13 protein-coding genes are annotated in these 11,872 nt (G+C 68.6%); 8 read left to right on the forward strand and 5 right to left on the reverse strand.

The features are described from left to right. The first annotated feature begins 17 nt into the window (after positions 1 to 17). On the forward strand, positions 18 to 632 hold the full coding sequence (gene def, locus ACFWQC_RS26590) for a peptide deformylase (protein ID WP_378685258.1): 615 nt from the start codon (positions 18 to 20) through the stop codon (positions 630 to 632). Here the strand turns inward: def and ACFWQC_RS26595 are convergent. Beyond that, complete coding sequence (locus tag ACFWQC_RS26595) at positions 629 to 1,582, reverse strand: NmrA/HSCARG family protein (protein ID WP_378685261.1); 954 nt, start codon at positions 1,580 to 1,582, stop codon at positions 629 to 631. The genes def and ACFWQC_RS26595 overlap by 4 nt on opposite strands. Positions 1,583 to 1,717: 135 nt before the next feature. On the opposite strand from ACFWQC_RS26595, the gene ACFWQC_RS26600 reads away from it, so the two are divergent. Further along, positions 1,718 to 2,062 carry an ArsR/SmtB family transcription factor gene (locus ACFWQC_RS26600; RefSeq protein WP_378685264.1) on the forward strand — a complete coding sequence of 115 codons (345 nt, stop codon included), beginning with the start codon at positions 1,718 to 1,720 and terminating at the stop codon, positions 2,060 to 2,062. A gap of 13 nt (positions 2,063 to 2,075) precedes the next feature. Here ACFWQC_RS26600 and lhgO read toward each other — a convergent pair whose 3' ends face one another. Together lhgO and ACFWQC_RS26610 are read right to left on the reverse strand one after the other, a co-directional pair. Next, positions 2,076 to 3,257, reverse strand: a complete 1,182-nt coding sequence (gene lhgO, locus ACFWQC_RS26605) for an L-2-hydroxyglutarate oxidase (protein ID WP_378685267.1) — start codon at positions 3,255 to 3,257, stop codon at positions 2,076 to 2,078. Next, positions 3,254 to 3,601: a YciI family protein gene (locus tag ACFWQC_RS26610; RefSeq protein ID WP_378685270.1), complete on the reverse strand. Its 348-nt coding sequence runs from the start codon at positions 3,599 to 3,601 to the stop codon at positions 3,254 to 3,256. Before ACFWQC_RS26610 ends, lhgO begins: the two co-directional genes overlap by 4 nt. A gap of 154 nt (positions 3,602 to 3,755) precedes the next feature. Between ACFWQC_RS26610 and ACFWQC_RS26615 the strand changes: the two genes are divergently transcribed. Together ACFWQC_RS26615 and ACFWQC_RS26620 are read left to right on the forward strand one after the other, a co-directional pair. Continuing rightward, a complete protein-coding gene (locus tag ACFWQC_RS26615; protein ID WP_378685272.1) occupies positions 3,756 to 3,959 on the forward strand; it encodes a hypothetical protein in 204 nt (67 codons plus the stop codon). Between the two features lie 118 nt (positions 3,960 to 4,077). Further along, the gene (locus ACFWQC_RS26620; RefSeq protein WP_378685296.1) at positions 4,078 to 4,770 is read left to right on the forward strand and encodes a Pr6Pr family membrane protein; all 693 of its coding nucleotides are present in this window, start codon (positions 4,078 to 4,080) and stop codon (positions 4,768 to 4,770) included. On the opposite strand, the gene ACFWQC_RS26625 is transcribed toward ACFWQC_RS26620, so the two are convergent. Continuing rightward, on the reverse strand, positions 4,757 to 5,728 hold the full coding sequence (locus ACFWQC_RS26625; RefSeq protein ID WP_378685274.1) for a GNAT family N-acetyltransferase: 972 nt from the start codon (positions 5,726 to 5,728) through the stop codon (positions 4,757 to 4,759). The two genes, ACFWQC_RS26620 and ACFWQC_RS26625, sit on opposite strands and share 14 nt — an antisense overlap. A gap of 41 nt (positions 5,729 to 5,769) precedes the next feature. After that, positions 5,770 to 6,921, reverse strand: coding sequence for a LacI family DNA-binding transcriptional regulator (locus ACFWQC_RS26630; RefSeq protein ID WP_378685277.1), 1,152 nt, complete (start codon positions 6,919 to 6,921; stop codon positions 5,770 to 5,772). Between the two features lie 46 nt (positions 6,922 to 6,967). On the opposite strand from ACFWQC_RS26630, the gene ACFWQC_RS26635 reads away from it, so the two are divergent. The 4 genes from ACFWQC_RS26635 to ACFWQC_RS26650 are packed head-to-tail and all read left to right on the forward strand — an operon-like array spanning position 6,968 to position 11,749. After that, positions 6,968 to 8,236: an extracellular solute-binding protein gene (locus ACFWQC_RS26635; RefSeq protein WP_378685280.1), complete on the forward strand. Its 1,269-nt coding sequence runs from the start codon at positions 6,968 to 6,970 to the stop codon at positions 8,234 to 8,236. A 28-nt stretch (positions 8,237 to 8,264) separates the two neighbouring features. After that, entirely contained in the window at positions 8,265 to 9,263 is a 999-nt protein-coding gene (locus ACFWQC_RS26640) for a carbohydrate ABC transporter permease (RefSeq protein WP_378685282.1), read from the forward strand. Continuing rightward, on the forward strand, positions 9,247 to 10,125 hold the full coding sequence (locus ACFWQC_RS26645) for a sugar ABC transporter permease (RefSeq protein ID WP_378685284.1): 879 nt from the start codon (positions 9,247 to 9,249) through the stop codon (positions 10,123 to 10,125). The genes ACFWQC_RS26640 and ACFWQC_RS26645 overlap by 17 nt, the downstream gene beginning before the upstream one ends. A 13-nt stretch (positions 10,126 to 10,138) precedes the next feature. Then, positions 10,139 to 11,749 (forward strand): glycoside hydrolase family 13 protein, encoded by a 1,611-nt coding sequence (locus tag ACFWQC_RS26650; protein WP_378685287.1) that lies wholly within the window; start codon positions 10,139 to 10,141, stop codon positions 11,747 to 11,749. The last annotated feature ends 123 nt before the right edge of the window (positions 11,750 to 11,872 follow it).

The raw sequence follows: 11,872 nt of genomic DNA on the forward strand, positions 1-11,872 counted from the left end.
ATTTATAGGCTTGGCACATGGCCGACTCCTCGCTCGAATCCGCTCCTCCGATCGCGCCCCACGGCGCCCTGCCCGAGGGCGGGAAGGTGCGGCCGATGACACGCTGGGGCACCCCGGTCATGCACCGGCCCAAGAAGAAGGTCGAGGTCTTCGACGCGGCGCTGGCCGAGCTGGCCGCCGACATGGTCGCGACGATGTACGCCGCCGAGGGCGTGGGCCTGGCCGCCGACCAGATCGGCGAGGACGTCGCCATCTTCGTCTTCGACTGCCCCGACGCGACCGGGCAGCGCACCGTCGGCATCGTCTGCAACCCGGTCCTGACCCTGCCCGAGGGTGACGACCGCCACCTCGACGTCGACCTGGAGGGCTGCCTCTCGTTCCCCGGCGCGTTCGTGGACTGCGCGCGCCCCGACTGGGCCGCGGTCGACGGTCTCGGCCTCGACGGAGAGCCGGTTCACTTCGAGGGCAACGGCCTGCTGGCCCGGTGCCTCCAGCACGAGACCGACCACACCAACGGCACCGTCTTCGGCGACCGCATCTCCGCCAAGGCGCGCAAGAAGCTCACCAAGGAGCACGACCGTCTCGCTAAGGACTTCCCCGCCGAGTGGCCCGTCGGCGATGCCGTCGACTAGCCGCCGAAGGAAGTTCGCTCGCCGCGCCAGTCGGTCCTACGGAGGAACTGCTCCCAGCTCAGCGCGCCAGGGTCGATCCGTCGGCTCCACTCCAGGTCGCGACCGTCGCCGAAGTATCCGTACTCCACCGCGTACTCGACCATACCGAGAGTCTCGTCGACCAGCAGCGGGTTCTCTCCGAGCTCGGGGAAGTACGTCAGCAAGCCCTCCCGGGAATAGGCGCTGCGGTATTCGGCCTCGAGGCCGGTGACGCGCGAGAAGGCATCGACCATCTCTCTCGGCGAGATGACTTCACCGACGACCGGCAGCGTTGCCTGCAGATAGGCGTCAGGATCGGAGAACACCTCCAGGACAGCAGGGCCGGTCGCGGTCAGCGGGTCCACGAACGGGGCCCGGAAGTCCTCGGGGAGGTAGAAGGGCATGAGCACCTTGTCGCCTTCGATGCGCGGGGCGTAGTACTCCAGCGCGTTGGTGTAGAAAAACGAGAGCATCACGATGGTGTGCCCGATCGGCAGGGTCCGAATGTGCTCGGCGACGAGCGCCTTGTCCGTGAAGTGTGGGGCGTACTTGGTGCCCGAGGCCCTCTCCTCGACGTTCTCGAGCGCGCTGAAAACGACGTGCCCGACCCCGGCCTCGACCGCGGCATCGGCGAGCTGGCATCCGAGGACGAACTCGTCGGTCGATGGCGGCGCGACTGGCGGCGTCATGAGGAAGGCCCCATCAGCCGACCCGAACGCCTGCACGAACTCGCGCTGATGCCCCGGCTCCAGGGGAACCGTGACGACCTGAGCGCCCATCTCCGCGAGGCTCTTGGCCTGGACGGAGTCGGCGGATCTGGTCAGCGCTCGCACGCGGAACCGCCCGCTGTCGAGCAGGGACGTGACGACACTCCTGCCCTGCTTGCTGGTCGCACCCGCGACGACGATCAACGGCTTGCTGGCATCAGACATCGTATTTTCCTTCACATCAGGGATGATCAGGAGACGATCATATCGTCACATCGGGATATGTAAATACATAGCGCGGACTCAGTACGTCACATCGGGATATGATGATGCGTGAATGGCAAGGAGGAGGCCGTGGCAATGTCACGCACAACAGACCCGAACGTCGACCCCCTGGAGGCCGTCGAGGCCCTGAAGGCTCTGGCCAACCCCGCGCGGCTGCAGATCATGAACTGGCTGCTGGACCCACATGGCGAGTTCTCACAGTGGGAACCCATCGCCGATCGGGACGAGGTCGGGGTCTGCGTCAGCCATATCCAGGCCAAGTCAGGGCTGGCCCAGTCAACCGTCTCGTCCTATATGGCAACGCTGGAGCGAGCGGGTCTCGTACGGTCCACGCGCATCGGCAAGTGGATCCACTACAAGCGTGACGAGGACATGATGTCCCGGCTCGCAGAGGCGCTCCGCGGTACGCAGCGCCCTTGACGCGGCCTGTTGGTCACATCCGGTCCACGACGTACTCGGCGATGGCGAGGCTGGAGGTCGCGGCCGGGCTCGGCGCGTTGCGCACGGAGGTGACGCCGTCGGCGTGGTGGATGACGAAGTCGTCCACCAGCGAGCCGTCGCGCTCGATCGCCTGCGCCCGCAGCCCCAGACCCGCGCGCTCGACGTCGGCGGCGCCGATCTCGGGCACGTAGCGCTGGGCTTCGCGCATGTAGGCCTGCTTGGACAGTACGCCGCGAAGCTCGGTGACACCGGTGCGCCAGTGCTCGGCGGCGAACCGCCAGAAGCCGGGCCACGCCAACGTGTCGACGACGTCGCGCGGGGTCAGTGACGTCCGGCCGTAGCGCCTGCGACTGAGCGCCAAGAAGGCGTTCGGGCCGACCTCGAGGCCACCGCCCACCCGGCGGGTGAAGTGCACGCCGAGGAACGGGTAGCGCGGGTCGGGCACCGGATAGACCATGCCCCGGACGAGATCCTGCTTCGCGGCGCTGACCTGCATGTACTCACCGCGGAACGGGACGATCCGGGGCGCCTTCGGGCCGCCGGTCAGCTCACCGAGCCGGTCGGACTCCAGACCACCGCAGACGACCAGGTGGTCGACCCGGCTCCGGCCGGCGGGCGTCTCGACCTCGATCCCACTCGTGACGCGGTGGATCCCGGTCACCTCCTCGCCGAGACGTACCTCTCCCCCGGACTCCGTCACGCTCCGGCCCAGCGCTTCGGCGACGGCGACGTAGTCGATGATCGCCGTCCTCGGCGAGTGGAGGGCGGCCAGCCCTGCCGCGTACGGCTCGATCTCCTCGATCTCCTCGGGGCCGACTCGTCGCAGGCCCGGCACGCCGTTCTCCGTCGCCGTCTTCTCCAGCGCGTCGAAGCGCCCCATCTCGGACTCGTCGACCGCGACGACGAGCTTGCCGCACTCCTCGAACGGGACCCGGTGCTCGGCGGCGAACTCCTTGAGCAGGTCACGGCCCCGCGTGCAGAGCTGCGCCTTGAGACTGCCGGGGCGGTAGTAGATCCCGGCGTGGACGACGCCCGAGTTGTGGCCGGTCTGGTGGGCGCCGAGCCTGGCCTCCTTCTCGAAGACGATCACCGTCTCGGCACGGCGGCGGCGCAGGATCTCCCGCGCCACCGCCAGCCCGAGGATCCCGCCGCCGACGACCCCGGTCGCGGTCAACGCGCCTCGGCCCCGGAGAGCAGTTCGCGGACCTGCATGGTGGCTCGGCACGCCGCGGCGCACTTCCCCGCCCACATCAGCGCATCTTCGACGGTGTCGACGTCGACGATGATGAAGCCACCGAGGTGCTCCTTGCTCTCCGGGTAGGGACCGTCGGTGACCACGCCGGCCTCATCGACGGTCCAGGCGTCCTCGAGACCGCCCTTGATCCCACCGCCGAAGACGAACACGCCCGCCGCGATGGCCTCGCGCGTCATCGCCGATGACGCTTCGGCGATGTCGGCCACGTCCTCGTCGCGGTAGTCCACCGCCTCATCGCGAAACGAGATCAGATACTTGGTCATCTACAACCTCCTGTTTCGGGCAGCGCTCGTCGCCACCCCTCACTCGCTCCACGAACGGGGCCAGCCACTTTCGACAGATCCTCGGGAAGAACGTACGCCGCGGCTGCCCTCATCGCCCCCAGAACCCGGCGAACTTCTCGGCAAGGCGAAGGCCGTGGCGGTGTCGGCGTCCACGACGGTGAGGAGGATCCTGCTCTTCGGCCAGTGGGCGCTCGGCAGCCGGGCGGCGACGGTCTCGCGCCAGCGCTCCCGCCCGGCCGCGCCCGCGGCCTCAGCGAGCTCGATCGCGTACGCGCCGATCCGGCACCGCATATCGGGCAGGTCTGCTGATGCCGCGATGATGGCGTCGGTCCGCTAGAGGTGGGCCGAGGAGGTGGGGCCGCGCGCCGCTGTGAACGTTGCGTACACGGGACACGGCGCGGCTCACTCCGAATACCGTCACGATCAAGGGTCTGTGGCTTTACGGTGAGCGAGTGATGAAGACCTGGTCGATCCTTCGACTCGCGATGGCCGTACTGATCCTCGCCGCGATGGTGGCCGAGTTCCGGGGAGCGCTGGGCACCACGCCCGCCGAAGGCTCCAGCATGGCGACGGTGGTGGTGAACTACTTCAGCTACTTCACGATCGAGTCGAACCTCTTCGCAGCGGCGGCGCTCATCGCCGCAGGGGTCTGGGCACTGACCCGCAACGCCCAGGAGCCCACCTGGATCGCAGTGCTGATGGCGGCGGCGACGACGTTCATGGCGATCACCGGCCTGGTCTACAACCTGCTGCTGCGCGGTCTCGTTCCGGCCGCGTTCCCGTGGGCCAACGAGATCCTCCACCTCATCGGTCCGTTGTTCCTGATCGTCGACCTCTTCGTCGCTCCCCCGCGCCGCCGCCTGCGCTGGCGCGCGGTCGGCATGATCATCGCGTTCCCGGTCGTATGGGCGGCCTACACCTTGATCCGCGGCGATCTCGTCGTGAGTCCACTCACCGGCGACCCGTGGTGGTATCCCTACCCGTTCCTCAACCACCACCTGCAGGGTGGCTACGCCGTCGTCATCGCGTACGTCATCGGCATCGCCGCGGCGTTCACCCTGGTCGCCTGGGGCGTGGTCGCGGTCGGGCGTCGGCGCTCCCCCGAGGCCATCGCCGACGAGAAGGATGCTGGGCTCAGCCCTGCCTGATCATCCAGCGCTCGGGCGCGGGCAGCGGCTCCCAGCCGTACTGCGCGTAGAGCTCGTGGGCGTCCTCGGTGGCGAGCAGGGTCCGGCGGATTCGGTAGGGCTCGAGGTCGGCGAGGATGCCCTCGAGCAGCAGCTTGCCGATCCCCTGGCCGCGTACGCCCGGGTCCACGATCACGTCGCACAGCCAGGCGAAGGCGGCGAAGTCGCTGACCACGCGGGCGAAGGCGACCTGGTTCCCGGCAGCGTCGTAGACGCCGTAGCAGCGCGACCCCTTGTTGGCCGCGTCCTGGACCTCCCGTGTGCGGTCGCTGGCCCAGTAGGACTGCGCGATCATCCGGTAAACCCAGTCGGGGTCGATCCGGCTCTGGTCGGCGGAGAAGGCGTATGCCGCGGGGTTCTCGCTCGCGGCCGGCTCCGAGCTCAGCAGGCCGAGCAGGTCGTCGGGCTCGGGCTCGGGTCGCGCGACCTGCGGGGCGACGGCGGGTGCCTCGACGGCCCCGGCGAACCCAGGGCCGGGGTCCGGCGTACGACCCTGCTGGTAGGCCAGGGCGGCGCCGTTCGCGAGCTTGTCGGCGGCCTCGTTGAGCGGGTGGCCGGAGTGGCCCTTGATCCACTCGAACCGGACGTCGCGGCCCTGCATCGCCGCGTCGAGGTCCTTCATGATCTCGACGTTGAGCACGGGCTTCCCGTCGGCCTTCTTCCAGCCCTTGCGCTTCCAGCCGGCCATCCACTTGGTGACCGAGTTGATGACGTACTTGGAGTCGCAGTAGACCAGCAGCGGCTCGCCGGTGTGGGCCGTCTGCCGCAGCAGGTCGAGGACCGCGGTCAGCTCGCCCTGGTTGTTGGTCCCGTGCGGCCACCCGCCACAGGCCCAGGTGGACTCGTCCACATACCAACCCCACCCCGCGGGCCCCGGGTTCCCGAGCGCCGAACCATCAGCAGCAGCCACAATCGTCACGTGCCCATCCTGCCAGCCGCGCGCCGGCCCGCTCCGGGCGGTCAGGGGTTGACGCGCGGGCCGGACGCGGTGGAGCCGCGGACCACCAGCTCGGGGTGGAAGACGAACTCCGAGTGGGGGGTGCCGGTGCCGGCGATCTCATCGAGGATGGCGCGGACGGCGGCCTGGCCCATCGCGTGGACGGGCTTGCGGACGGTGGTCAGCGGCGGGTCGGTGAAGGCGATGAGCTGGGAGTCGTCGTAGCCGACCACGGAGACGTCCTCGGGGACCCGCAGGCCACGCGAGCGGGCGGCACGGATGGCGCCGAGCGCCATCATGTCGCTCGCGCAGACGATCGCGGTGAAGCCGTCGTCCAGAAGCTCGGAGGCCGCGGCCTGGCCGCCTTCGAGGGTGAAGAGCGAGTGGCGGATGTGGCCCTTCTCGATCTCCTCGGCGCTCAGCCCGAAGCGGTCGGCCATGGTGGCCACGAAGCCCTCGATCTTGCGCTGGACGGGGACGAAGCGGCGGGGGCCGACGGCCAGGCCGATCTTGGAGTGGCCGAGCGTGGCGAGGTGAGTGACCGCCAGCTGCATCGCCTCGCGGTCGTCGGGCGAGATGAACGGCGCCTTGATGTCGGGGGTGTAGCCGTCGAGGAGGACGTACGGGACGCCCTGGGCGCGCAGCTTCTCGTAGCGCGTCATGTCGGCGGTGGTGTCCGCGTGCAGGCCGGAGACGAAGATGATCCCGGTGACGCCGCGGTCGACGAGCATCTCGGTGAGCTCGTCCTCGGTCGAACCGCCAGGGGTCTGCGTGGCGAGCACCGGGGTGTAGCCCTGGCGGGTCAGTCCCTGCGCGATGACCTGCGCGAGCGCGGGGAAGATCGGGTTGTCGAGCTCGGGCGTGATCAGGCCGACCAGCCCCTCGCTGCGCTGGCGCAGCTTCACCGGGCGCTCATAGCCGTGGACGTCGATCGCCGCCAGCACCGCCTCCCGCGTGGCCGCGGCGACCCCGGGCTTGCCGTTGAGGACGCGACTGACCGTCGCCTCACTCACGCCCGCATGGGCCGCGATGTCAGCAAGACGGGCAGAGGCTGGTGTTATGGGCACGGTCACATCATGCCCCCTCCCTACACGGCCTGCAAGAACTTTCAGCAAGCTTGCAACTTTTGCTGAAAGGCTCTTACATTCTCCTCGACGCGGGGTTACCTTCGTCACACCACCGGGCGGACTCCTCGCCCGGCCCCATATCGAAGGAGAACTCATGCGACGTGGCATCGTGGCCACCGCAGTGGCGGCAACGCTCGCCCTGGCGGCAACGGCATGTGGCGGTGGCAGCGGCGACAGCAGCGACGGCACGGTCACCATCACGTGGTGGGACACCTCGAACGCAACCAACGAGGCGCCGACGTACCAGGCCCTCGTCAAGGACTTCGAGAAGGCCAACCCGGACATCAAGGTCAAGTACGTCAACGTGCCCTTCGACCAGGCACAGAACAAGTTCGACACCGCGGCCGGCGCCAGCGGTGCTCCCGACGTACTGCGCGCCGAGGTCGGCTGGACCCCTGCGTTCGCGCAGAAGGGCTTCCTCGCTCCCCTCGACGACACCGCGGCGCTCGAGGAGAAGGACGCCTTCCAGCCCAACCTGATCAAGCAGGCCGAGTTCGACGGCAAGACCTACGGCGTCCCGTTCGTCACCGACACCCTCGCGCTGGTCTACAACAAGGCGCTCTTCGAGAAGGCCGGCATCACCGAGGCCCCCACGACCTGGGACGAGCTAAAGGCCGACGCGGCGACGATCAAGTCCAAGACCGGTGTCGACGGCTACTGGGGCTCGACCTCGGCCTACTACGCGCAGCCGTTCCTCTACGGCGAGGGCACCGACACCGTCGACGCCGAGGCCAAGAAGATCACCATCTCCTCCCCGGAGGCCAAGAAGGGCCTGACCACCTGGCAAAGTCTCTTCGACGGCGAGGGGCTGCACAAGGCGGACACCACCGCCGACGCGTACGCCCACATCCAGGACGCCTTCGTCAACGGCAAGGTCGCCGCGATCATCCAGGGTCCCTGGGAGATCACGAACTTCTACAAGGGCTCGGCGTTCCAGGACAAGAACAACCTCGGCATCGCCACCGTCCCGGCCGGCTCGACCGGCGAGGCCGGCGCCCCGACCGGAGGTCACAACCTGTCGATCTACGCCGGTTCGGACGAGGCGCACCAGGAGGCCTCGGCGGCGTTCGTGAAGTTCATGACCTCGGCCGACACCCAGGCCCAGATCGCCCTGAAGAACTCCACGCTGCCGACCCGCGACGACGCCTACACCGACGAGGTCAAGGCCGACCCGGGCATCGCCGGCTTCCAGACGGTGCTCCCGGCTGCCCAGCCGCGACCCGAGCTGCCCGAGTACTCCTCGCTGTGGGGTCCGATGGACCAGGAGCTGCCGAAGATCGCCTCCGGCGCCGAGACCCTCGACAAGGGTCTGGCCACGCTGGAGACGGCCTTCGCCGACCTGCTGCCCGACTTCTCGAAGTGAACCTGAGCCAGGAAGACCACGTCATCCGATGACTCTGACAGCACCAGCGCCCGCCGCCGAGACCCCGCGGTCTCGGTGGCGGGCGCCCCGCCCCCTCCAGCGCGCGCGAGACTCCTACAGCCGCTACTGGTACGCCTACGCGATGGTCGCGCCCGTCGTGATCGTGCTCGGCGTGCTCGTCGGCTACCCGCTCCTGCGCGGCTTCTACCTGACCCTGACCGATGCCAACAGCCTCAACTCGGCACGCACGATCGGCGTCAACACGATCGACGCGACGTACAAGTTCATCGGTCTCGACAACTACGCCGAGATCCTGTGGGGCCCGGCGGCCTATGACCGCTTCTGGTCCCACTTCGTGTGGACGATCGTCTGGACCGTCACCTGCGTCGTCCTGCACTACGTGATCGGCCTCGGCCTGGCGATGATGCTCAACCAGCGGCTGCGCGGGCGTGTCGCGTACCGGCTGCTGCTGATCCTGCCCTGGGCGGTGCCGACGTTCGTCACGGTCTTCGCCTGGCGGATCATGCTCGCGGACGCGGGCGTCATCAACTCGATGCTCAACACGATCGGTCTCGCCGCACCGAGCTGGCTCGAGGACCCGACCTGGCAGCGTACGGCCGCGATCATGGTCAACACCTGGTGCGGCGTGCCGTTCATGATGCTCTCCCTGCTCGGCGGGCTGCAGTCGATCGACGAGAACCTCTACGAGGCGGCCGAGATCGACGGCGCCAACGTCTGGCAGCGGTTCCGCCACGTCACCCTGCCGGGGCTGTCGTCGGTGAGCTCGACCGTCGTGCTGCTCGGCGTGATCTGGACCTTCAACCAGTTCGCGATCATCTTCCTGCTCTTCGGCAACACCGCGCCGGACGCGCAGATCCTGGTCACCTGGGCCTATCGACTCGGCTTCGGGCAGCAGCCTCGCGACTTCGCCATGTCGGCGGCGTACGGCGTGCTCCTGCTCGCGATCCTGATCGTCTTCACGTCCTTCTACTACCGGTGGTTGAAACGCAATGACCAGCTCGCCTAGCCTCAACGCGCCCAGGACGAACCAGCGCCGCCGCGGAGAACTCGGCCCGGTCGCGCGGGTGGGCACGCACGTGACGCTCACGGTGGCGTCGCTGATCGCGCTGTTCCCGATCGTCTGGCTCGTCTATCTGTCCCTGGGACCGGACAAGGACGACTACCTCCACCCCGGCGGGATCTTCGCGAAGGCGACGCTGGACAACTACTCGTTCGTGCTGACCAACACCGCCTTCTTCAACTGGCTGTGGTCGACGCTGGTGGTCGCCGGGGGCACGACCCTGTTCGGCGTGATGTCGGCGGCGACGACCGGCTACGCGGTCTCCCGAATGAGGTTCCCCGGCCACCGGCCGCTGATGTGGGTCCTGCTGCTGACGCAGGCGTTCCCGATCGCGGTGCTGATCGTGCCGATGTACGAGATCTTCTCCCAGCTCCGCCTGATCGACTCGCACATGGGCCTGATCCTGGTCAACTGCACCACGATCGTCCCCTACTGCTCCTGGCTGCTGAAGGGCTACTTCGACACCATCCCGGTCGAGCTGGACGAGGCCGGCATGATCGACGGACTCACCCCGTTCGGCACGTTCTGGCGGCTGATCCTGCCGCTGGCACGTCCAGGTCTCGCGGTCGCCGCGTTCTACGCCTTCATCACCGCCTTCGCGGAGGTCGCGTTCGCCTCGACGTTCCTGCTCGACGACTCGAAGTACACCTTCGCGGTCGGGCTGCAGAGCTTCGTCAGCGAGCACGACGCGCAGTGGAACCTGATGGCCGCCACCGCTGTCCTCATCGCCATCCCTGTGACCGTCTTCTTCTATCTCGTCCAACGACACGTCGTCACCGGTCTGACCGCCGGCGGCGTCAAGGGCTGAAAGGTTTCTGTTGATGTCCTCCGAGTGGTGGCGTGATGCCGTCATCTACCAGGTCTACCCCCGCAGCTTCGCCGACAGCGACGGCGACGGCACCGGTGACCTCCCCGGGATTCGGTCCCGACTCCCCTACCTCCGCGACCTGGGGGTGGATGCGGTCTGGCTGAGCCCGTTCTACGCCTCGCCGCAGGCCGACGGGGGCTACGACGTCTCCGACTACCGCGCGGTCGACCCGCGCTACGGGACGCTGGACGATGCTCGCGAGCTGATCTCTGTTGCCCACGAGCTGGGGCTGAAGCTCATCGCCGACATCGTCCCCAACCACTCCTCCTCGGAGCACGTGTGGTTCCAGCAGGCCCTCGCCGAGGGGCCGGGGTCGCCGATGCGGTCGCGCTACCACTTCCTGCCGGGGCGAGGACCGAACGGGGACGAGCCGCCCAACGACTGGGACTCGATCTTCGGCGGTCCCGCCTGGACCCGGGTGCCCGACGGCGAGTGGTACCTCCACCTCTTCGCCCCCGAGCAGCCCGACTTCAACTGGAACTCCCCCGAGGTCCACGCGGAGTTCCTGGACATCCTGCGCTTCTGGCTCGACCTCGGCATCGATGGCTTCCGCATCGACGTCGCCCACGGTCTGGTCAAGGCCGAGGGCCTGCCCTCCATCGGCCACGCCGACCAGCTCCACCTGCTCGGCAACGACGTGATGCCCTTCTTCGACCAGGACGGCGTCCACGAGATCTACCGTTCGTGGCGGCGGGTGCTCGCGGACTACCCGGACCGGATCTTCGTCGCCGAGGCGTGGACCCCGACGGTGGCGCGGTCGGCGAACTACGTACGCCCCGATGAGCTGCACCAGGCCTTCAACTTCGAGTACCTCGACACCGCCTGGGACGCCGCCGCGCTGCGCAAGGTCATCGACAGCTCGCTGGACGCGATGCGCCCGGTCGGCGCTCCGGCGACCTGGGTGCTGTCCAACCACGACGTCACCCGGCACGCCACCCGGTTCGCGAACCCGCCGGGCTCGGGGACCCAGATCCGAACGCCGGGCGATCGTGGGCTCGGGCTGCGGCGGGCTCGCGCGGCCACCTTGCTGATGCTCGCGCTTCCCGGATCGGCGTACGTCTACCAGGGCGAGGAGCTCGGTCTCCCCGACGTCACCGACCTGCCCGACGAGGTCCGCCAGGACCCGTCCTTCCACCGCGCCAGCGGCCAGGACGGCTTCCGCGACGGTTGCCGCGTGCCGCTGCCGTGGACCCGGTCGGGCTCCTCCTACGGCTTCGGCGACGGCGGCTCCTGGCTGCCGCAGCCCGACTCGTGGGGCGAGCTCAGCGTCGAGGCGCAGACCGGTGTCGAGGGCTCCACCCTCGAGCTCTACCGCTCGGCGCTGAAGGTCCGCCGCGAGATCTCCGGCCTCGGCGCCGGCGACGCGGTGACCTGGCACGACGAGGCCCCCGCCGGGGTCCTCTGGTTCGAGCGTGACGGCTTCGCCTGCACGGTCAACACCACCAAGGAGCCCGTACGCATCGTCGCTCCCGGCCGCGTACTCCTCTCCTCCTCGGGCCCCGTGCCCGTCACCGATGGCCAGATCGATCTCCCCGCCGACACCACTGTCTGGTGGCAGATCTAGCCGAGACGACCGGAGCGAGGTCGAGCGGCGAGCTTGCTCGTCCGCTCGCGCCGAGCGAGGGAGTAGCCGCGCGAAGCGCGGAGAAGTCACCCCCGTCGGCCGAGTCGGCACATCAGTGCCGAC

Origin of the sequence: Nocardioides sp. NPDC058538, from assembly GCF_042719275.1 — a bacterium.
Classification (GTDB): domain Bacteria; phylum Actinomycetota; class Actinomycetes; order Propionibacteriales; family Nocardioidaceae; genus Nocardioides.

Bases quoted from the DNA above. Each gene is read 5' to 3' on its own strand.
- def (WP_378685258.1), top strand. From the start codon at position 18: ATGGCCGACTCCTCGCTCGAATCCGCTCCTCCGATCGCGCCCCACGGC.
- ACFWQC_RS26595 (WP_378685261.1), bottom strand. From the start codon at position 1,582: ATGTCTGATGCCAGCAAGCCGTTGATCGTCGTCGCGGGTGCGACCAGC.
- ACFWQC_RS26600 (WP_378685264.1), top strand. From the start codon at position 1,718: ATGTCACGCACAACAGACCCGAACGTCGACCCCCTGGAGGCCGTCGAG.
- ACFWQC_RS26610 (WP_378685270.1), bottom strand. From the start codon at position 3,601: ATGACCAAGTATCTGATCTCGTTTCGCGATGAGGCGGTGGACTACCGC.
- ACFWQC_RS26620 (WP_378685296.1), top strand. From the start codon at position 4,078: ATGAAGACCTGGTCGATCCTTCGACTCGCGATGGCCGTACTGATCCTC.
- ACFWQC_RS26635 (WP_378685280.1), top strand. From the start codon at position 6,968: ATGCGACGTGGCATCGTGGCCACCGCAGTGGCGGCAACGCTCGCCCTG.
- ACFWQC_RS26640 (WP_378685282.1), top strand. From the start codon at position 8,265: ATGACTCTGACAGCACCAGCGCCCGCCGCCGAGACCCCGCGGTCTCGG.
- ACFWQC_RS26645 (WP_378685284.1), top strand. From the start codon at position 9,247: ATGACCAGCTCGCCTAGCCTCAACGCGCCCAGGACGAACCAGCGCCGC.
- ACFWQC_RS26650 (WP_378685287.1), top strand. From the start codon at position 10,139: ATGTCCTCCGAGTGGTGGCGTGATGCCGTCATCTACCAGGTCTACCCC.